Source organism: Streptomyces boninensis (assembly GCF_048572725.1).
GTDB lineage: Bacteria > Actinomycetota > Actinomycetes > Streptomycetales > Streptomycetaceae > Streptomyces > Streptomyces boninensis.
Window position 1 is genome coordinate 6,870,769 of the sequence record NZ_CP183837.1, and the last position, 20,063, is coordinate 6,890,831.

The 20,063-nt window shown below is 70.2% G+C and carries 19 protein-coding genes; 12 read left to right on the plus strand and 7 right to left on the minus strand.

What is annotated here, in order from left to right:
* The first annotated feature begins 254 nt into the window (after positions 1–254).
* From ACNNMR_RS31475 to ACNNMR_RS31485, 3 genes are all read left to right on the plus strand, one after another.
* Positions 255–1,262 carry a DUF2599 domain-containing protein gene (locus tag ACNNMR_RS31475; RefSeq protein WP_419998080.1) on the plus strand — a complete coding sequence of 336 codons (1,008 nt, stop codon included), beginning with the start codon at positions 255–257 and terminating at the stop codon, positions 1,260–1,262.
* Between the two features lie 252 nt (positions 1,263–1,514).
* Complete coding sequence (locus ACNNMR_RS31480) at positions 1,515–4,043, plus strand: PQQ-binding-like beta-propeller repeat protein (RefSeq protein WP_419998081.1); 2,529 nt, start codon at positions 1,515–1,517, stop codon at positions 4,041–4,043.
* A gap of 147 nt (positions 4,044–4,190) precedes the next feature.
* Positions 4,191–5,840 carry a Yip1 family protein gene (locus tag ACNNMR_RS31485; protein WP_419998082.1) on the plus strand — a complete coding sequence of 550 codons (1,650 nt, stop codon included), beginning with the start codon at positions 4,191–4,193 and terminating at the stop codon, positions 5,838–5,840.
* A 100-nt stretch (positions 5,841–5,940) separates the two neighbouring features.
* Here the strand turns inward: ACNNMR_RS31485 and ACNNMR_RS31490 are convergent, their stop codons facing one another.
* The gene (locus tag ACNNMR_RS31490; protein ID WP_419998083.1) at positions 5,941–6,063 is read right to left on the minus strand and encodes a hypothetical protein; all 123 of its coding nucleotides are present in this window, start codon (positions 6,061–6,063) and stop codon (positions 5,941–5,943) included.
* An 89-nt stretch (positions 6,064–6,152) separates the two neighbouring features.
* On the opposite strand from ACNNMR_RS31490, the gene ACNNMR_RS31495 reads away from it, so the two are divergent.
* Complete coding sequence (locus tag ACNNMR_RS31495; RefSeq protein ID WP_419998084.1) at positions 6,153–6,674, plus strand: RNA polymerase sigma factor; 522 nt, start codon at positions 6,153–6,155, stop codon at positions 6,672–6,674.
* Positions 6,671–7,648, plus strand: coding sequence for an RNA polymerase sigma factor SigF (locus tag ACNNMR_RS31500; protein WP_419998085.1), 978 nt, complete (start codon positions 6,671–6,673; stop codon positions 7,646–7,648). Before ACNNMR_RS31495 ends, ACNNMR_RS31500 begins: the two co-directional genes overlap by 4 nt.
* Before the next feature lie 66 nt (positions 7,649–7,714).
* Here ACNNMR_RS31500 and ACNNMR_RS31505 read toward each other — a convergent pair whose 3' ends face one another.
* The 4 genes from ACNNMR_RS31505 to ACNNMR_RS31520 all read right to left on the minus strand — a co-directional run bounded on the left by ACNNMR_RS31505 (position 7,715) and on the right by ACNNMR_RS31520 (position 12,527).
* Positions 7,715–9,169, minus strand: a complete 1,455-nt coding sequence (locus tag ACNNMR_RS31505; protein WP_419998086.1) for a GH1 family beta-glucosidase — start codon at positions 9,167–9,169, stop codon at positions 7,715–7,717.
* 47 nt (positions 9,170–9,216) lie between these two features.
* Positions 9,217–10,137, minus strand: coding sequence for a carbohydrate ABC transporter permease (locus tag ACNNMR_RS31510; protein WP_419998087.1), 921 nt, complete (start codon positions 10,135–10,137; stop codon positions 9,217–9,219).
* A 12-nt stretch (positions 10,138–10,149) separates the two neighbouring features.
* Positions 10,150–11,115 carry a carbohydrate ABC transporter permease gene (locus ACNNMR_RS31515; protein WP_419998088.1) on the minus strand — a complete coding sequence of 322 codons (966 nt, stop codon included), beginning with the start codon at positions 11,113–11,115 and terminating at the stop codon, positions 10,150–10,152.
* 95 nt (positions 11,116–11,210) lie between these two features.
* Entirely contained in the window at positions 11,211–12,527 is a 1,317-nt protein-coding gene (locus ACNNMR_RS31520; protein ID WP_419998089.1) for an ABC transporter substrate-binding protein, read from the minus strand.
* Between the two features lie 346 nt (positions 12,528–12,873).
* Between ACNNMR_RS31520 and ACNNMR_RS31525 the strand changes: the two genes are divergently transcribed.
* Positions 12,874–13,908: a LacI family DNA-binding transcriptional regulator gene (locus ACNNMR_RS31525; protein WP_419998090.1), complete on the plus strand. Its 1,035-nt coding sequence runs from the start codon at positions 12,874–12,876 to the stop codon at positions 13,906–13,908.
* Positions 13,909–13,940: 32 nt separating this feature from the next.
* On the opposite strand, the gene ACNNMR_RS31530 is transcribed toward ACNNMR_RS31525, so the two are convergent.
* Positions 13,941–14,438, minus strand: coding sequence for a hypothetical protein (locus ACNNMR_RS31530; RefSeq protein WP_419998091.1), 498 nt, complete (start codon positions 14,436–14,438; stop codon positions 13,941–13,943).
* A gap of 105 nt (positions 14,439–14,543) precedes the next feature.
* Here ACNNMR_RS31530 and ACNNMR_RS31535 point away from each other — a divergent pair, with 105 nt between their 5' ends.
* From ACNNMR_RS31535 to ACNNMR_RS31550, 4 genes are all read left to right on the plus strand, one after another.
* Complete coding sequence (locus tag ACNNMR_RS31535; protein WP_419998092.1) at positions 14,544–15,287, plus strand: SDR family oxidoreductase; 744 nt, start codon at positions 14,544–14,546, stop codon at positions 15,285–15,287.
* Between the two features lie 64 nt (positions 15,288–15,351).
* Positions 15,352–15,519 (plus strand): hypothetical protein, encoded by a 168-nt coding sequence (locus ACNNMR_RS31540; protein ID WP_419998093.1) that lies wholly within the window; start codon positions 15,352–15,354, stop codon positions 15,517–15,519.
* A 33-nt stretch (positions 15,520–15,552) separates the two neighbouring features.
* Positions 15,553–16,308, plus strand: a complete 756-nt coding sequence (locus ACNNMR_RS31545; RefSeq protein WP_419998094.1) for an SDR family oxidoreductase — start codon at positions 15,553–15,555, stop codon at positions 16,306–16,308.
* Positions 16,305–16,949: a TetR/AcrR family transcriptional regulator gene (locus tag ACNNMR_RS31550; RefSeq protein WP_419998095.1), complete on the plus strand. Its 645-nt coding sequence runs from the start codon at positions 16,305–16,307 to the stop codon at positions 16,947–16,949. Before ACNNMR_RS31545 ends, ACNNMR_RS31550 begins: the two co-directional genes overlap by 4 nt.
* Here ACNNMR_RS31550 and ACNNMR_RS31555 read toward each other — a convergent pair.
* Positions 16,946–17,545 (minus strand): TetR/AcrR family transcriptional regulator, encoded by a 600-nt coding sequence (locus ACNNMR_RS31555; RefSeq protein WP_419998096.1) that lies wholly within the window; start codon positions 17,543–17,545, stop codon positions 16,946–16,948. The genes ACNNMR_RS31550 and ACNNMR_RS31555 overlap by 4 nt on opposite strands.
* A gap of 86 nt (positions 17,546–17,631) precedes the next feature.
* Between ACNNMR_RS31555 and ACNNMR_RS31560 the strand changes: the two genes are divergently transcribed.
* Both ACNNMR_RS31560 and ACNNMR_RS31565 read left to right on the plus strand, forming a co-directional pair.
* Positions 17,632–18,075, plus strand: coding sequence for a DUF4345 domain-containing protein (locus tag ACNNMR_RS31560; RefSeq protein WP_419998097.1), 444 nt, complete (start codon positions 17,632–17,634; stop codon positions 18,073–18,075).
* Positions 18,072–20,057 carry an ABC1 kinase family protein gene (locus tag ACNNMR_RS31565; protein WP_419998098.1) on the plus strand — a complete coding sequence of 662 codons (1,986 nt, stop codon included), beginning with the start codon at positions 18,072–18,074 and terminating at the stop codon, positions 20,055–20,057. The genes ACNNMR_RS31560 and ACNNMR_RS31565 overlap by 4 nt, the downstream gene beginning before the upstream one ends.
* Positions 20,058–20,063 lie beyond the last annotated feature (6 nt).

Below are 20,063 nucleotides of genomic sequence, written 5' to 3' on the forward strand. Positions count from 1 at the left end.
TCCATGACGCAGCGTACGACGAAGTCCTTTCAGCCACGCGCAGCCGGCGAATGTGATCCCGGCCGCCCGCGGTGCGCCCGGCTGTGCGCTGCTGCCTCCACCGCGGCGTGACGTCGTGGTCGCCCGGCCCTCACCGGGCCTGCCCGGGGTGTTCACAGGTGACGTGGCTCAACACCCCATCGACCTCGTCGAGTTCGCTTTGTTTCCATGGTGATCACGCGTGCAGTGATCGATGAGAGACGGGGGAAAACCGCATGTCAGCAGCGATGAAGCGGACTCTGGCCACGACCGCGAGCGCGGTGGTGCTGCTGGGCTGGGGCTGGGCGGCACCGGCCCAGGCGGACGACGGCGCGGATGGGGCGGACGGCGTGGAGCGCATCGCCGGGCAGATCGAGCGGGCCGCCCCCGACGCCGGCCAGGACATGCTTACGGCACGTACGGAGGCGGGCGGCCGCGGACTGGCGGCGCGCGGCGCCGGCACGGCCATCGACCTGCCCGACAACAGCCGGGACACCCTCACGCTCGCGCGCCCCGGGAAGGACCGCGCACCACTGGCCGTCGGCATGCCCGAGGGCGCCGCGCAGCGCCCCGCGCAGCTCGCGGCGGACGGCACCGTCGCCTACCCCGACGCGCTGCCGCACACCGACCTGGCCGTGCAGCCGATGGAGCGCAGCGCGCGGGTGCAGACGGTGCTCAAGAGCGCCGCGGCGCCCACGGAGTTCACATACCCGGTGGAGGTGCCGGACGGCGGCCGCCTCACCAAGGGCAAGGACGGCAGCGTCGCCGTACTGGACGCCCGCGGGGCGCCGGTGGGCGCGATCGAGGCGCCGTGGGCCAAGGACGCGGACGGCCGGGCGGTGCCCACGACGTACCGCATCGAGGGCGAGAAGCTGATCCAGACCGTACGACACCAGGGCGCCGCCCACCCGGTGGTGGCGGACCCGTGGATGGGCCAGGACCTGATCCAGGACGCGAAGTGGGTCTGGGTGCACGCGGTCCAGAAGTACACGCTGCAGATCACACCCACCAACTTCATGAAGGGCCAGCCCTCCGACTACTTCATCGCCCAGGCCGCCTGGGAGGAACTCCTGGCCAAGTACCAGCAGCCCCTCGGCATCCACCGCAACCACGGCGGCCTGTGGGACCAGTTCCTCTGCCACCACCAGTTCGCCCTCTTCGCGGGCAACACCTGGAACATCGAGGACTGGCGCCCCGACATCAGCTATCCGGGGACGATCTGGGCGCAGTGCAATCCGGAGTAGCCGTCGGCACGGTGGCTCGGAGGCTGTCAAGGGCCTTCGGGCCTGGCCGAAAGTGGAACCGGTGGGGCCTTTTGGGACGTGTGGCCGGTGGGGCGGGCGGCATCGTTCGGCCACGGTGTCGAAGGCTTGGGGGACGGGATGCGTGCGGGGCTACGGCGGGCGGGGGTCGCTGTCGCGGTGGGGGGCGTCGTTGCCGTGGCGGGGTGTTCGTTCGGCTCCGATCGCGCTGAGTTGCCCGATGGTGAGCGCCCGGTGGAGGTCGTTACGGTCGGCGCCAAGGCGCAGTGGGATTCGACGAAGCTCGGCATCCGGGGTGTCTCGGGTGCCGCGCTGCGCGACGGCAAGGCGATCGTCACCGGCAGCACCGGGCAGCCGCTGGTGGCCGAGCGGCTCTCGGTCGCGGACGCGGACAGCGGGAAGCCGCGCTGGACCCTCGCCACCGGCGAGGAACTCATGGACGGCAACGGCCGGTCCGAGGTGATGGCGGGGGAGGGCAACCGCGAGAACGGGCTGGAAGGCCTCGCCGCGAAGCCCTTCCTCGTCGGCTCGGGCGAGCGTGCGGCGGTGGTGGTGACGTACGCCGTGATGAAGGACGACGGCGACTATGGCGTTGACGAAGACGTGGAGGGGTGGGGTGTCGCGGCGCTGTCTCTTGATGACGGCACCGTGCAGTGGCGGAAGAAGCTTCCGGCGGCGGGCGAGCCGCGGCTGCTTTCCAGCGACAGCGGCACCGTCCTGGTCGCCGCGCGCCAGTCGTCGTCCGAGTCCTCCGAGTCGTCCGACTCCTCCGACTCCGCCGGTGGCAAGGTCACCACATTCGCGCTCGACGCCACTGCCAAAGGCAAGCAGCTCTGGAAGCACCGCGGCGGCTGGGTATACGAGCTCGCCGGGGACATCGCCCTGGGGGAGCGCGCGGGCGACGAGGAGTGGTCGCCGGGATCGGGCAGCGAGAATGAGGGCGGCTCCGTCTTCGCGCTCGACGCGCGGACCGGTGAGAAGAAGTGGGACCTCGCGCGGCGCTACGGGGAGTCGCGGCTCGAGGCCGCCGTGGAAGGCCGCGCCGTGGTGCGCGTCAACAAGGGCGCCGCCAGCGAGACGCAAGGGGTCGTCGTCGACACGCGCAACGGCCGGAAGACCGACGGGCTCGACGAGGCGTACCACCACTGCGCCACCGAGGGCGACTCGCTGCTCGCCTGCGTAGGACTGGAGGAGCACCAGCTCGTCACCATCCGCGCGGGCAAGCACAACTCCCCGTCCAGCGCGGACTTCGAGGCGCTGGACGGCACCGATTCGCTGCGCGTCAACGCCGTGGACCACGGCCGGATCTACGTCAGTGGCCAGAAGGAGGAGAACGAGGGCCGGACGGCCGGGCGCCGCGCCGCAGCGCTCGACCGCGCTGGGAACACGCGCGGCGACGCACTGCCCGGCCCGGCGGTGGCCGCCTCGCAGAAGCATGTCGCCGTGCTCGCCGAGCCGGACAAGGAGGGCGAGCAGCGCCTGATCATGCACCGCGCCGCCGAAGGCGACGAAGGCCCCGCGACGCCCGAGCCGGCCGGCAAGTCGACGGTCGAGCCGCTGTCGTACGAGAAGAAGCCGCTGTGGGGCTTCCGGGTCGGATACGGGGCGGCGCCCGACGCCGGGTACGCGAGCAAGGACACCGGCCTGGAGGAGCTGCACGGCGTCGAGCTCGCCGGGGACACCCTGATCTACTCGGGGGAGCACGACGAGCTCGGCTACCAGGTCGTCGGCGTCGACGCGGCCACCGGCAAGCAGCGCTGGGAGGTGAACTCCGAGGACGGCATCGGCGAAGGCGCCACCATCGATGAATTCGGAAGCCAGCAGCTCGCGGGCGCTCATGACCAGTGGCTGCTGCTGCGCTACTCCAAGCGCGAGGAAAGCGAGTCCGGGATCGCCGCCGTATCGGTCAAGGACGGCAAGGTGAAGTGGCGCCAGCCGGTCAGCAGCGGCGACGGCTTCGTCCATCTGACGGGCGCCGACGACTCCGCGTTCGTCGTCGGCATCACGGAGTCCGAGGGAGGCAAGACCTCCAAGGAGCGCACGCGCGTCTACGACCTCGACTCCCGCCGCGAACTGTGGACCAAGGACGGCACCGACCCCGTCGGCCTCGCGGGCGGCACCGTCCTCGCCGTACAGCGTGACCTGCCCTACGAGGACGCGCGCTCGGCCACCGCCGACGCGGTCGGCTTCGACGCGCGCTCGGGAAAGCGGAAGTGGTCGCTGCGCGACCGCTACGACCGGCCCGGCGTGCTGGCCGCGGACTCGGACCGCGTCGCACTCGTCCCGCACGGCGGCGGCACCGCGGTGGTCGACGCCGCCGACGGCACCGAACTAGGCCGCACCTCCGCCGCCCTGCACAGCTGCACGGGCGACGGAAAGCCGCTGCTGATCTGCGGCGCCGGCGGCTCCACCAGGACCGGCCAGCGGGACGGCTATCCGGTCACCGTCGAGCTCGGCAAGAGCGAGGGCAAGGGCAAGGGCGGCAAGAGCAAGGCCACCGTCCGGCAGCTGCTGGACCGGATCGAGTACGCCCAGCCCCACACCCTGGGCCCCCGCTTCTTCGCCACCAACAGCGCCGTATGGGAGGACGAGCCCAAGCAATACCGGGCAATGGACGCCCAGGGCCGCCCCATCGGCCCCGCCCTCCCCGGCGCCCCCGTCGCCTCGACCGACCGCTACGTCGTGCTACTCGACGGCCCGCTCTCCGGCATCGCCAGCGGCCTGCCGCCGGGGAAGCCGAGGCTCACCGTCCACCGGAGGTGAGCCAACTACCGCTGCCCGCCACGTCCTTCTGCTGCTGCCCCACGACCCGGCCCGACCCAGATAGCGTTCACCCGCTGGCCCGGGCGGGAATGGGCCCGTGCAGGGCGGGTCGGCCGGAGCAGGTGTGGGACCGGGGAGGGGAGTCGCGTGAGCACAGGCGCAGCGCACGGCGAGGGGGCGGGAGAGCGGCCGGAGGGGCTCGGGCTGACTGCTGCCGAGCTCGGGCTCTGGCAGGCTTATCGCACCGGCAGCTGGTTCGACATGCGCGAACGCGACCCAGGCCGCGACGACCCGGCGGGCCCGCAGGCGTGGGGCCCCGAGCGCACCGTCCGCGCCGCCGTCATCGCCCTCCTCCTTTTGGACGGCCCCGCCGCCGCCCCGGGCCGTGTCGCTGCCCTCAAGCTCAACGGCGCCCGCGTCACCGGCGGGCTCGACCTCTCCGGCGGCGACGTCCGCCGGTACCTGGAGCTGCGCAACTGCCGCTTCGAGGGGGAGGTGCTGCTCCCCGAGTGCCGGGTGACCACCGCCCGCTTCATCGCCTGTGCCATTCCGCGCTTCGAGGGTGCCCGGCTGCAGGTGGAGGGCGATCTGTACCTGTCCCGCTGCACCGTCGACGACGGTGTCCGCCTCACCGACGCCAGGATCGGCGCGGACCTGCAGATCAGCCAGCTCGCCGTGGGCGCGGATCGCCGGGGCCGGGCCATTGCCGCCGATGGGATCATGGTCGGGCATGAAGTCACCGCCGAGCTGCTTCAGTCGAACGGGCAGGTCAGCTTGCGCGGCGCGGTCATCGGTGACTCCCTGAATCTCGCCGGAAGCGTGATCCGCAATCCGTACGACCGCTGGGCCCTGAATGCCCCGCAGCTGACCGTCTTCCGCTCCTTTACCCTCACCCCGACCACCGGGCCAGGCAGTGGGCACACGCGGTCGCGTGACACCGGCGGCGGGAACTTCGAGTGCCACGGTGGATTGCGCCTGGACGACGGCCTCTTCGTTGAGGGGGTGGACTTCACGGGCGCCCGCTTCGTCATGGACGAGGACCAGGAAATCGCCCTGCGCCGGATCCAGACGCCCGAGCTGCGCTTCACCGGCAAGCGGCCGGAGCGCGGCCGCGTGGTGCTGTCGGGCGCCAAGGTCGGAGGCCTTACCGACACTTATGCCAGCTGGCCGCCTCCTGGGCGGCTGCAGCTGGAGGGGTTCACGTACGAGTACCTGATACCGGCCGACCGCTTCCCGATCGCCGAGCGCCTGGAGTGGGTGGACGCCACCGACGAGTACTCGCCGCAGCCGTACGAACAGCTCGCCGCCACGCTCCATCGCAGCGGGGACCACCGCGCCGCCCGACAGGTACAACGTGCTCAGCAACGGCGCCTGCGCGCCGACCTGCCGCGGCCGCGGCGAGCCTGGGAGGCGTTGCGTGATACTCCGGGAATCCAAGTGGTGCTGTGGGCCGGCATCGTGATGGTGCTGCTGGTGGTGGCCTGGAGCAGCACGCGAGCGGTCCTCGCCGACACCGGCAATGGCGCTGGACTGGCCCCTTCCGACGCGCCTCCCGTGCTGGTGGCAATCGTCAGCGTCATCACAGCTTCTGGTGTCCTTGTCGGCGGCATCCTCAACGGACTCGCCAAGTTCGTCAGAGCCCGAGGGCAGAACACCTCCGACCTCGTCCAAGCTCGTGGACATGCCGATGCCAGCCTGATCCAGGCTCAGGCCGAGATGCGAAGAGCGGAAGCCGACTTCCTGCGCGCCCGCAAAGGCCTGCCCCCTGCAGAGCCACCTGACCTGAGTGAGAGGTAGCCGGCGCTGACCCGGCGGCTCGGATTGCACGTTTCCAACATCACCTGTCACAACACGGCATGACAGACCGACAGCAGCCCAGTACCCCGCCGTCGAATCCTCAGGAGCCGGCCCAGAACGCGTCGCCGATCGTCGGCATGGTCACCGCCACCGTGGTGACGGTGTATCCCACCACCCACTCCCTCGGGGCTACGGTCGTGGCCGTGGCCGCCGTCATTGCCATCGATCAGGGGTTACGTCGCCGCCGCGGGTAGCAGATGCTGCCCACAACCATCTGACCCGGTCATGACGAAGGAGTAGGAACGGTGAGCGATGCCGCCCTTAGGTCGCGACTTTGAGAGGTTCTTTCGCCGCGACTTCCCGCTGTTGGCCCAGCACCTGAAGGTGCTGGGCTATGAAAGGCAGCTGGCAGAGGACGCCGCCCAGGAGGCGATGATCATGGCGCTCCAGCATTGGGGCGACATCACAGAACCCCGCGCCTGGGTACGTGTTGCAGGCAAACGTATTGCTCAGCGGCTCTATGAGAACGGCCAGGCAGAACGCGATCGCTTGCACCGAGCCGCGATATCGCAGCGGCCGCTTGCCGGGCACGCACCGGATCCGCATCACTACGTACAGCACCAGGCTGAACAGGACGCTGTCGCGGATGCGCTCAGGCTGCTGCCGTTGCGACAGCGTGAGGTAATGGCGTGGCACCTCGACGGATTCACTACGGCAGAGATCTCGGGCTACACCGACTGCGCCGGGGCGACGGTACGGTCGAATTTTCGACACGCCCGCGAACAGTTGAAGCGCATCCTGGGTATGGGGGACGAGGAGGGCGGTGACAAATGACTGACGAGCAGTCGACCCGTGAATCGTTCGACACCTGGCTCAGGCGTCGAAACGATGAGCTGGCCCGCCGACTTGCACCGCCGGACCTGGTCGAGGACAAGCTGGAAGAGGTGCGGCAGGAACGGAGCACCACGGATCCGCAACTCCCGGACGAGGTGCGGGAGGCATTGCTGAAGGCTGGCTTGACCCGCGCCTCACAGCGGCCGGAGCGGCATGATCCGCGCGACCGCAGCGGCGCCCGGGACATGTTTTACGAGCTGCGCAAGCTCCCCCCGGGCACGCCTGAGTACGCGGAGCTGCGCAACAGGCTGGTGCAGATGCACCTGCCCCTGGTCGAGCACCTCGCCCGCCGCTTCCGTAATCGCGGCGAGCCCCTGGACGACCTCACCCAGGTCGCCACGATCGGGCTGATCAAGTCGGTGGACCGCTTCGACCCGGACCGCGGCGTGGAGTTCTCCACGTATGCCACCCCCACCGTCGTCGGCGAGATCAAGCGGCATTTCCGCGACAAGGGCTGGGCGGTGCGGGTGCCGCGCCGGCTGCAGGAGCTGCGGCTTTCCCTGACGTCTGCCACGGCGGAGCTCTCCCAGCGGCATGGCCGGGCGCCCACGGTGCACGAGCTCGCCGAGAAGCTGGAGATCACCGAGGAAGAGGTCCTGGAGGGCCTGGAGTCGGCGAACGCCTACTCCACGCTGTCCCTGGACGTCCCGGACACGGACGACGAGTCCCCGGCCGTGGCGGACAACCTCGGCGGGGAGGACGAGGCCCTCGAGGGCATGGCGCATCGCGAGTCGCTGAAGCCGCTGCTCGAGGAGCTCCCGCCGCGCGAGAAGAAGATCCTGCTGCTGCGCTTCTTCGGCAATATGACGCAAAAGCAGATCGCCGAGGAAGTAGGCATGTCCCAGATGCACGTCTCCCGGCTCCTGGCCCGCACCTTGGCCAAGCTCCGCGACCGCCTGTTGGTCGAGGAATGACGACGGGCCCGCCGGCGTAGCCTTCACGGCGGCGGGCCCGTGGCGGCGATCACCGCGACTCGGGGATCACCGCCCGGTAGTTCCCTCCCCAGGCAGCGTCGCGGTCCGCGCCACCTCCGCGTACCACTTGGCGCTGGCCTTGGGGATTCTGGTGCCGGTCGGGTAGTCGACGTACACCGCGCCGAAGCGCTTGCCGTAGCCGTGGGCCCATTCGAAGTTGTCGAGGAGGGACCACAGGAAGTAGCCGCGGATGTCAGCGCCGTCCTCCATCGCCCGGTGCACCGCGGCCAGGTGATCGCGTACGTAGGCGATCCGCGCCGGGTCGTTGACCTGGCCCGAGGGGTCCGCGTAGTCGTCGAAGGCGGCGCCGTTCTCGGTGATGACCAGCGGCTGTCGGGGGTAGTCCTGAGCCATGCGCAGGAGCATGTCGTAGAGGCCCGTGGCGTCCACCGCCCAGCCCATTGCCGTGCGCTCGCCCGGCGGCTGGTGGAAGGCGACGTCGTCCGCCGCGGGCCACGGGCTGTGCGAGCTGGCGCCGTGGCCGTCGGAGCCGTGGCCGGCGCCGTCGGTGGACTCCGAGACCACCGTGGGCGTGTAGTAGTTGACGCCGAGGAAGTCCAGCGGCTGCTGGATCGTCTTCAGGTCGCCGTCCCGTACGAAGGACCAGTCCGTGAGCGCCGCGGTGTCCTTGAGGAGGTCTTCCGGGTAGGTGCCGCGGAGCATCGGGTCGGTGAAGACGCGGTTGGCCAGGGCGTCGATGCGGCGGGCCGCGTCCGCGTCGGCGTCGCTGCCGGTCAGCGGCCTGACCTGGTGGATGTTGAGCGTAACGGAGCAGCGGGCGTCGGCGCGGATGCGGCCGCGCAGCGCCTGGACGGCGAGGCCGTGGGCCAGGTTGAGGTGGTGGGCGGCGCGCAGCGCGGCCGTCGGGTCGGTGCGGCCGGGAGCGTGCACCCCGGATCCGTACCCCAGGAAGGCGCTGCACCACGGCTCGTTGAGCGTCGTCCAGGTCCGGACCCGGTCGCCGAGGGCGTCCGCGGCGAGGGCGGCGTACTCGGCGAAGCGCGCGGCGGTGTCGCGGTGCGGCCAGCCGCCCGCGTCCTCCAGCTCCTGCGGCAGGTCCCAGTGGTAGAGGGTCGCCACCGGCTCGATGCCTTTCTCCAACAGCTCGTCGACCAGCCGCCGGTAGAAGTCAAGGCCCTTCTGCACCGCGGGGCCCCGGCCGGTCGGCTGGATGCGCGGCCAGGCGAGCGAGAAGCGGTACGCGCCGACGCCGAGGCCGGCCATCAGCGCCACGTCCTCGCGCCAGCGGTGGTAGTGGTCGGTCGCCACGTCGCCGGTGTCGCCATTGCGGACCCGGCCGGGCGTACGGGCGTATGTGTCCCAGATGGAGGGGCTGCGGCCGTCCTCCTTGGCGGCGCCCTCGATCTGGTACGAGGCGGTCGCGGTGCCCCAGAGGAAGTCCTCGGGGAAGCGGCGGGCGGAGTCCTGCGCGGACGTGGTCGGGGGTGTTGCGGCGGCCACGAAAGTCCTTTCGTACGGGGGTGGTTGATAGGGAGGGGGAGCGACGGTCAGCCCTTCACCGCGCCCTGCATGATGCCGCTGACGATCTGCCGCCCGAAGACGATGAACATCGCGAGCAGCGGCAGCGTGCCCAGCAGCGCGCCCGCCATGATCAGCGACTGGTCGCGGACGTATCCGGCGCTGAGCTGGGTGAGGGCGACCGGCACGGTCGGGTTGGACATGTCGAGCACCACGAACGGCCAGAAGAAGTCGTTCCACGCGTGCACGAACGTGATCATGAACAGCACGGCCATCGGCGGCCGCGCGATCGGCAGCACGATCGACCAGAAGATCCGCAGCGAGTGCGCGCCGTCCACCCGGCCCGCCTCGACGAGCTCGTCCGGCAGCGCCTCCGACAGGTACTGCCGCATGAAGAACACCCCGACCGCGCTCACCAGGGTCGGGAAGATCACCGCCGGCAGCTGCTGCTGCCAGCCCAGCTCGGACATCATCATGAACAGCGGTACGACACCGAGTTGCGGCGGCACCATCATGGTGCCGATCACCAGCATCATCAGCGCGTTACGGCCCTTGAACCGCAGCTTGGCGAAGGCGAATCCGGCGAGGGTGGCGAAGAGCACGGTGGACAGGGCGATGACCCCGGCCACGATCAGGCTGTTGACCATGGCCTTGCCCATGGCCGCCTCGTCCCAGGCCTTGGCCAGATTGCTGAACAGGTTCGGGCCCGGCAGGAACGGCGGCGGCGACTGAGTGACCCGGGTGTTGTCGGTCGAGGCGGCCACCATCGTCCAGTACAGCGGGAAGATCGACACGATCGCGGCGATGACGAGCAGCGCGTACGCGAGCGGTCCCGCGTGGTGCTGGCGGCCGGCGCGCGGCCGCAGCAGCCGGCGGCGGCGGGCCTGTGCGTCGGGCTTGGCGGTCCGGGCCGGTGCGTGTGTCCGGGCCGGGAGACTGTCTGTGGTCATGGCGACTCCTGGTCAGGACGTACGGGAGCGGCGCAGGCGGGTGATCAGGCGCTGGGCCGCGAAAGCGAGGACGAGCAGCAGGAACATCACCCAGGCGACGGTCGCGGAGCGGCCCATCTGGTAGTTCTTCCAGCCCTCCTCGTAGAGCAGCAGGCCGAGGGTCTGGTACTGGTTGTCGGCGCCGCCGGTCACCCCGTTCGGGCCCTGGCCGAAGATCAGCGGCTCGCCGAACAGCTGGGTCGCGCCGATCGTGGAGAGCACGATGGTGAAGACGATGGTGGAGCGGATCCCCGGCACGGTGACGTGGGTGAACTGCTTCCAGCGGGAGGCGCCGTCGATCGCGGCGGCCTCGTACCGGTCGGCTGGGATGGCCTGCATCGCGGCCAGATAGAGCAGCGCGTTGTAGCCGGTCCAGCGCCAGATGACGATGGTGGAGATGGCGATCTGGGCGGGCCACTTGTCGGCCTCCCAGTCCACCGGGTCGATGCCGACCACACCGAGCGCCCAGTTGATCATGCCGAAGTCGCGCTCGAAGAGCATGGTGAACACGAGGGCGGCGGCGCCGACCGAGGTGGCGTACGGCACCAGCGTGGCGACCCGGAAGAACAGCGAGGCGCGCATGCGGTAGTTGAGGAGATGGGCCAGGCCGAGCGCCATGAGCAGCTGCGGCACCGTGGAGAGGATCCCGATGGTGATCGTGTTCCACAGGGCGTTCCAGAACCGCTCGTCGCCCCAGAGCTCGACGTAGTTGTCGAACGCCACCCACTCCATGACGTCGAGGGTGGCCAGTTCGACCCGGTGCAGTGAGATCCAGGACGTGTAGATCAGCGGGTAGAAGCTGAAGGCGGCGAAGACGATGAAGAACGGGGCGACGAACGCATAGGGCGTGCCTTTGACGTCGAGGCGGTGCAGCAGGGCGAGGCGGCGCTGCCGGCCCTCATCGGCTCCGGGCTTGGTGGTGGAGGTGGTGGTGGCCACCGCAGTGAGTCCTTCCTGGGTGCGGATGGTTGCGCCGGTCCGGGCCCGGCCCGCGGCGGGAGCTCTGGAACGGGCCCGGACGGCTTGGCCTTCGGTCAGCCGACGGCCTTGTCGATGCGCTCCGCGGTGGTGTCCCACGCCTCCTTGCGCGCGGTGCCCTGCTGCTCGATCAGCGCCAGGCCCTGCGAGAAGGTGTCCTTGATCGTGCCGTCCTTGCGGCCGAGGACCTGCTTGTCCGGGATCTCCTTCGCGGCGTCACCGAAGATCTGGCCGATCGGCGCGCCGCTGAAGTACTTGGAGCTGACCTTCTTGACCTCGGGGCTGTCCAGGGCCGCCTTCGAGGACGGCACACTGCCCAGGTCCTTGAAGATGTGCGCCTGCTGCTCGGGAGCGGTGAGCCAGGCGGCGAGCTTCTTAGCCTCTTCCTTTACGGGGCTGTTCTCGACCACGCCCAGGAAGGAGCCGCCCCAGTTGGCGCCCTGCGGGGCCTTGGCGACGTCCCATTTGCCGGCGTTCTTCTTGCCTGCCTTCTCGCTGATGTGGGCGAGCATCCAGGCCGGGCAGACAGCGGTGGCGAAGGTGCCGTTGGCCAGACCGGGGTCCCAGCCGGGCTGGAACTGCCGGAGCTTCGCGGTCAGCCCGTCCTCGGCGGCGTCGGCCGACAGGCCCCAGGCCGCCTTCACGGCCGGGTTCTTGTCGAAGATCAGGTCGCCCTTCTCGTTGTAGAACTGCTGCTCGTGGCCGTACACCATGGCGTTGAACAGGCCGCTGGACGAGTCCATGTAGGCGACCTTGCTGCCCTTGAAGTCCTTCTTGAACGTGCGGCCGGTCTCCACGTACTTCTTCCAGTCGCCCTCCCACAGCTTCGCGACCTCGTCGCGGTCGGTGGGCAGGCCGGCCTGCTTGAAGTAGTCCTTCCGGTAGCAGACGGCCATCGGGCCGATGTCCGTGCCGAGGCCGAGGACCTTGCCGTCCTCCGTGGTGATCTGGGACTGCTTCCAGGGCAGGAAGTGATCGGTGTTCTTCACGTCCTTGAAGTCGGCGAACTTCGCGGACTGGGTCTCGGTGATCTCCTTGGCGCGCAGGATCTCGATGCCCTGGATGTCCTTGAGGCCCTTGCCGCCGGCCAGATGGGTCTGCAGTGCGGTGTAGTACGTCTGCTCGTCGCCGGCTATCTCGGCCTTGATGTCGACCTCGGGGTGCTCCTTCTCGTACTGCTCGATCAGCCCGGTCTCCTTGAAGCCCATCACCCCGTACAGGCCCATGGTGATGGTGACCTTGCCGTCCTTCTTGCCGCCGCCGGTCGAGGAGCTCTCGCCGCCGCCGCAGCCGGCGGCGACGAGAGCCAGCGCGGCGGCGACGGCGCCCGCTGCCAACCCCCTGGTACGCAACGACCTGTGAACAGTGCCCATGTGTGTGCTTCCTCCTTGCGGCGGCGCCGGCGCACCGGAGTGCTGGCGCACGGGAGTGCCGGATGACTGTGTGCAGCGGCTGCGGCTCCACCGTTTTCGGTGGGAAGATCAATTGGTTGGGAACGTGCCCAACGCGAAGTGGGTACGTTCCCATAGTGGGGTGGGAACGTGCCCAATCGGTGGTTGAAGACTCTTCCAACTCGCCACCTATGTCAATAAGGTGAAGACAACTTGCTGCGTTCAGCCGCTCGTTGTGTGTGCTTCATACGCACGGAGGGCTGCTGTCGCGGGCGCGGCTTCTGCCATGATTGCCGCAGGTCACGCAGGCGGTCAGGGAGAGGGGCGCATGGCAGAGAAAGGTCGTCCGACGATCAAGACGGTCGCCGCCCGCGCGGGGGTGGGCCGGACGACGGTGTCGCGTGTCATCAACGGCTCGGAGCTGGTGAGTTCGGACGCCCGTGACCGGGTCCTCGCGGCGATCAAGGAGCTCAACTACGTACCGAACTCGGTGGCGCGCGGCCTGGTCACCAGCCGGACCAACGCGGTGGCCCTGGTCATCCCCGAGTCGGAGAGCCGGCTCGGCTCGGAGCCGTTCTTCGCCGCGCTGATCCGCGGCGTGAGCGGCGCACTTGCCGAGACCGGGACCCAGCTGCAGCTCATGCTCGTACGCGACCAGACGGAACGCGATCAGCTGACCGCATCCGTGGAGACCCGCCGGGTGGACGGCGTGCTCCTGGTCTCGGTGCACACGCACGACCGGCTGCCGGCGCAGCTCGAGCAGATCGGCCTGCCCACCGTGCTGGCCGGCCGGCGGGACGCCGACGAGCAGCTGAGCTACGTCAACTCGGACAACGCGGGAGGCGCGACCGCGGCCGTACGGCACCTGCTGGGGCGGGGGCGACGGCGGATCGCGACCATCACCGGGGCCCTCGACATGGACGTGGGCTGCAGCCGGCTGGCGGGCTGGCGCGCCGCCCATGAGGAGGCGGGGGTGCCGGCCGATGAGGCGCTGATCGCGGTGGGTGATTTCACGGAGCTGGGTGGAGAGGAAGCAATGCGTTCGCTTCTTGAACGCACGCCGGATCTCGACGCCGTATTCGCGGCATCCGACCTGATGGCGGTCGGGGCGCTGGCCGAGCTGCGCAGGCAGGGCCGCGGGGTGCCTTCGGAGGTCGCGGTGGTCGGCTTCGAGGACTCGGTCCTGGCCCGCCACACCAACCCGCCGCTGACCACGGTCCGTCAGCCGGTCGAGGAACTGGGCCGGACGATGGCCCGCATCCTCCTGGAGGACATCGCGGCGGCCGCGTCGCCGGCGGCGCGACCGACGGGCGCCCGGCAGCTCACGCTGCCGACGGAGCTGGTGGTCCGGGAGTCCACTTAGGGCCTGCCGTACGGGTGTGGCGGGGCGGTGCGTCAGCCGGCGGGTTTGATGCGCAGGACGGCGGCCGCGTCGGCGATGTCGACGACCTTCAGGCTCATGGCGTCGTTGATGGTGGCGGCGGGTCCCTCGCCGCAGCTGAATCCGACACCGCCGCCGCCCGCCGACGAGACGCCGCCGCCACCGGAGCAGCCCGAGACGCTGTAGCCCGACCCGGTCAGCTGGGCGGCCATGTCGACTCTGCCGTCGCCGATCGACTTCACCTTGATCGGCCCGAGGCCGTACGTGTGCGGCACGGTCACGGTGTCTCCCACGGCGACCTTGATCTCGCAGGTCCCGTCGGCGCAGGGCCCGGTCGGCGAGGGCTTCGGCTTGGCCGACTTGGTGGGGTCGGGCTTGGAGGCCGCCTTGCCGGGCTTGCCCTCGGCGGAAGATCCGTCCTCGGAATCCGAGGAACACGACGTGAGAACGGCGAACATGCAAGCAGCGGCGGCCACGGCGACGGCGGCGGATGACGTTCGTGTACGCATCATGATTGCCATTGAACCCGCGCCTCCCACCACCCGAGCGGATGCACCCAAGACGTCCACGGAATGTTCGCCAGGAAATCCGGCAGGTGTCGGATTAAGCTGGCAAGTATGGATGAAAAGGAAATTCCACAGCGTGTCGCCCTGGTCACCGGCGCCTCCGGAGGCATCGGAAGCGCCACCGCGCGGCGCCTGGCGCGCGACGGCATGGCCGTCGTCGTCCACTACGCGGGCCGCCAGGCACCCGCCGAGCAGCTGGTCGAGGAGATCACCGCAGCGGGCGGCCGCGCTGCCGCCCTCGGCGGCGACATTGCCGACGAGACGGCCATGCAGTCGCTGTTCGACGACATCGAGCGTGACTTCGGCGGCATCGACGTCGTGGTGAACACCGCCGGCATCATGATCCTCTCGCCGGTCGCGGAACTCGACCTGGACGCGCTGGACCGTATGCACCGCACCAACATCCGCGGCACCTTCGTCGTCTCGCAGCAGGCGGCCCGCCGCCTGCGCAAGGGCGGCGCTCTGATCAACTTCTCCACCACCGTCACCCGGACGAGCTTCCCCACCTACGGCGCCTACGTGGCCTCCAAGGCCGCGGTGGAAGCCCTGGCTCCCGTCCTGGCCCGGGAGCTGCGCGGCCGCGACATCACCGTCAACACCGTCGCGCCGGGCCCCACCGCCACGCCGCTCTTCCTCGACGGCAAGGACGAGCAGACCATCGCCCAACTCGCCAAGGCCGCCCCCCTGGAGCGCCTCGGCCAGCCCGAAGACATCGCGGAAACCGTCGCCTTCCTCGCCGGCCCGGCCCGCTGGATCAACGGCCAGACCCTGTTCGCCAACGGAGGTCTCGCCTGACCCCCCTCCCTGATCCCCTCCCAGGACCGGTCGACCCGCACCGCCACCGGAAGGAAACGCCCCCATGAGCACTGCGCAGACCGTCGTCATCACCGGCGCCTCCAGCGGCTTCGGTAACCTGACCGCCCGCGCGCTGGCCCGCGCCGGCCACACCGTCTACGACCGCGTCCGCGCCGAGTTCTACCACCGCATCGGCATCCAGGAACTGCTCCCCGAGCACGCCGCCCTGTGACCGCTGGCCGCCACGACGAAGCAGGTGTTCACCGTGACCGATCTGCACGACAAGACGGCTCTCATCACCGGCTCGGCCCGCGGCATCGGCCGCGCCATCGCCCTGCGCTACGGATCGCTCGGCGCTCAGGTGGTGGTCAACTACGCCGGCAATGAGGAGGCCGCGGGCCGGACGGTGGCGGACATCCGTGCCCTGGGTGCGGAAGCCATCGCGGTCAAGGCCGATGTCAGCGATCTGGAGGCGCTGGAGAGCCTGTTCCGGCAGTCCATCGCGGCCTTCGGGAAGCTGGACATCGTCGTCGCCAATGCCGGCGTGGAGATCGTTGACCAGCCGATCAGCGAGGTGACGGAGGAGCAGTTCGACCGGCTCTTCGCCATCAATTCCAAGGGTGCCTTCTTCACCCTGCAGAAGGCGGCCCGGCACATCGCCGACCACGGCCGGATCCTGTACGTCGGCTCCAGCACCACCGCGCTGGCGCAGGCCGGTGTCGGCTTGTACGGCTCCAGCAAAATGGCCCCCCGCTACGTCGTCGAGGTCCTGGCCCAGGAAGTCGGCGGACGCGGCATCACGGTCAACTCCGTCATCCCCACCGCCATCGAAGGCGCCGGGGTCTTCACCGACGTCCCCGACGACCACCCCATGCGCGCGATGCTCGCGGCCGGCCGGCCCCTCGAAGGCCGCTTCGGCACCCCGGAGGATGTCGCCGACGCCGCCGAGTACTTCGCCGGCCCGCTCGCCCGCTGGATCAGCGGCCAGCACCTGCTGATCAGCGGCGGAGCCCCGGCATGACGCAGCTGCCGAGCCGGCGGCGAGGCCCGGGCAGGCCGGCCGCGGATGAGCCGACGCCGCAGCTGGAGCAGGTGCTCCGGCTGGGCCTTGAGGCCTTCGCCGAGCTGGGTTACGAGGCGGCGTCCGTACGACGGCTCAGCGCCCGCCTGGGCATGGGGCACACGTTCATCTCCGACCGCTACGGCACCAAGGAGGCCTTCTGGAAGGCCGTGGTGGAATACGCCCTCGACCCGATCCGGCCCGAGGTGGCCGCCGCGCTCGCCGACGACGGCCGCGGCGACCTCGAGCGCCTGGCAGCCGCCGCCCGGGCCTTCCACCGAGCCGCGGCACGCTCCCCCCACTCCGCCCACTTCGCCCGCCTGATCAATTACGAGGCGGGGGCGGAGTCCCCGCGCCTGACGCACCTTTACGCGCTGATGGCGCCCTTCAACGACGTGATGAAGCCCCTCTTCGACCGGCTCGTGGCGGACGGCACGCTCAGACCCATGCCCTGGTACCTCTTCCACTTCCTGGTCACCGGCCCGGTCGGCATGTACGGCCAACTCCCCCTCGCCCGCCTCTTCGGCCGCCCCGACGACACCGACGACCACGACCTGATGACCGACCTGATCCTGGGCGGCCTACTGAGCCAAGCCCCCTAGCCGAAGGCGGTGTCCTCGGGGAGCAGCGGGCGCAAGGCGCCCACCGCGGCCCCGATGCACGTGTCGCGGAGCTCCGTCCGGGTGCAGGTCTCGCGCGTGAGCCAGTCCACCACCAGCACTTGCACGAACACCAGCCACGCCTTGAGCGCCGCGGAGACGGCATCGTGCATGCGCTCGTCGGCGAGCGGGAGCACGCCGAGCAGGCGTGAGCGCAGGGCGTCGAGTTCGTCCGTCATGATCGTCTGGATGACGGGGTCGCCCGCGAGCACCCGGTTCGCGGCCAGCACGGCCTGGCGGTTCTCGATGAAGTAGTCGAAGTGGGCGTCCAGGCCCTGGGTGAGCTGTTCGACGAGCGTGGCTTCCGGGTCGAAGGTGGTCGCCTCCAGCAGCCGGTCGGACGCCTCCTGGTACACCGCCGCGAAGAGCGCGTGCTTGCTGGAGAAGTGCCGGTAGAGCAGGGCGCGGGACACCCCGGCCTCCTGCGCGACGTCCTCCATGAGCACGTCGTCGTACGGGGTGGCGGCGAAGCGGCGGGCGCCGACGGCGAGCAGCTGGGCGCGGCGGTCGGCGGGGGTCAGGCGGCGGCGGGGTGTCACGCGTCCAGCTTAGTTGACACGCATCTACTAGCGGTGGCTAGACTCGTCCTTAGTAGACGTGTGTCAACTAAGAGTCAGGGGGAGTCATGGCCAAAGCACTGCGGATGTCCGCGTGGGTGATGGGCGTCGCCTGCGTGGCGATCGGCCTGTTCCATGTGATCGGCGGCAATGCCGCGATTCCCGGCGAGGCCGACGCCGGCGCGACCCTCGACAGCCTGGGCCGGTTCTTCGGCGCGATCTTCGCCGGGTACGGGCTGGTGTGGCTGTGGGCGGTCCGGCAGGATCCCATTCCGGCGCACGTGGTGCGGTGGCTTGCGGCGGTGTTCCTGCTGGGTGGCGTGGGGCGGCTGCTGTCGCTGGCCGTGCACGGGTGGCCGCACCCGTTCCAAGTGGCGCTGTCCGTGATCGAGCTGGCCCTCCCGCCGGTGCTGTTCTGGCTGGCGGATGCCGACGAGCGCGCTTCCCGCGAGGGAGGCCGGGGCGTGTCGGCCGCCGTGGCGGACGTTCCCTCACGTTCGATGGATCGATGAGCATCGCCCTGCTTGCCACGCCCGGCCAGTCCGGCCCGCCGTCGCCCGAGTTCATGATCCCGTCGTTCTTCTTCGGGTTCCTCTTCACCTTCGTCCCGGCGCTGCTCGCCCGGCGGCTGCTGAACCTGCGGTCCGGGGTGCTCAGGATCGCGTTCTGCACGCTCGTCGCCATCACGGTCAGCGGCTCCACGGTGGGCCGCTACATGGGGCAGGACAACGAATGGTCCCTGGCGACCGTCTTCTGGGGCGTCACGCTCGCCCTCACCATGCTGATGCTGCTCCTGCTGGAGACATTCGTCCCCAGCGGCCTCGGCCCGGTCGGCCTGGCCAAGGAGCTCTACCGCCGCATCCTCCGCGCCCGGCGGTACGCCCAGGTCAGCGCCGTCTCCACCCGCTCAGGGCTGCCCCGCTTCGCCGCCGACCGCCCCAGCCGCAACGCCCCCGAACGCAACGCCGCCTTCGCCGTCGCCCTGCGCCGCACCCTGGAGGGCAGCGGCGTCACCTTCGTCAAGCTCGGCCAACTGCTCTCCACCCGCCGGGACCTGCTGCCCCAGGAGTTCATCGACGAACTGAGCAAGCTCCAGAACGAGGTCCCGCCCGCCCCCTGGGAGCAGGTGCGCGAGCAGCTGCACACGGAACTCGGCGCCGCCCCCGAAGAAGTCTTCACGGACTTCGACCCCACCCCCCTCGCCGCCGCCTCCATCGCCCAGGTGCACCGGGCGACGCTGCCCGACGGCCGTCCGGTGGTGGTGAAGGTGCAGCGCCCCGGGATCGTACGCATCGTCGACCGCGACCTCGACATCGTGCGGCGAATCGCCCGCACCCTGCAGCGCCGCTTCACCTGGGCCCGCGGCATCGGCGCGGTCGACCTGGCCGAGGGCTTCGCCGACTCGCTCCGGGAAGAGCTCGACTTCCGCATCGAGGCCCGTAACCTCGCCACCGTCGCCGCCGCGGGCGGCGACCGCTCGCCCGTACGACTCCCGCAGGTGCACGGTGAGTTGACCACGGCCCGGGTCCTGGTCATGGAGGCCCTCGACGGCATCCCGCTGGGCAGCGCGGACGCGGCCCTGGCCGCACGCGGTACGGACCGCGACGCCCTGGCCCGTACGCTCCTCGAAGCCCTGCTCCGCCAGATCATGGTCGACGGCGTCTTCCACGCCGACCCGCATCCCGGCAACATCCTCCTGCTGCCCGACGACTCCCTCGCCCTGATCGACTTCGGCTCGGTCGGCCGCCTGGATACCCAGCTCCAGGGCTCGCTGCAACGCCTCCTGGTCGGCATCGACCAGCGCGACCCGGCGGGCCTGCGGGACGCCTTCATCGAGATCATGGACCGCTCGGACGCGGTGGACGGCGAGTCCCTGGAGCGCTCACTGGGCCGCTTCATGGCCCGCCACCTGGGGCCGGGGCTGACGCCCGACGTGGAGATGTTCACGGACCTCTTCCGCATCGTCTCCGCCCACGGCGTCGCCGTACCGGCGGAGGTGGCGGCGGTCTTCCGCGCCCTCGCCACCCTGGAGGGCACGCTCGCCCATCTGGCCCCCGGCTTCAACATCGTGGTCGAGTCCCGCGCCTTCGCCGGCCGCGAGATCACCGCGCAGCTGCGCCCGGAGTCGCTGCGCCAGGCGGCGCGCGACGAACTGGTGTCGCTGATCCCGCTCCTGCGCCGCATCCCGCGCCGGGTGGACCGGATCACGGCGGACCTGGAGCGCGGCATGTTCACCGTCAACACCCGGATGTTCACCGACCCCGCGGACCAGCGCGTCCTGGCCGGCCTCCTCCAGCAGGTCCTCATCGCCGTACTGGCGGCGACCACCGGCCTCATGTCCGTGGTCCTGCTGGCCAGCAGCGGCGGCCCACAGGTCTCGGACCAGCTCCGCCTCTACGAGGTCTTCGGCTACAACCTGCTCGTACTCAGCGTGATCATGATGCTGCGGGTGCTGGTCGGCGGCTTCCGCAGACGCGAGAGCGAGGGCCGCTGACGGCCG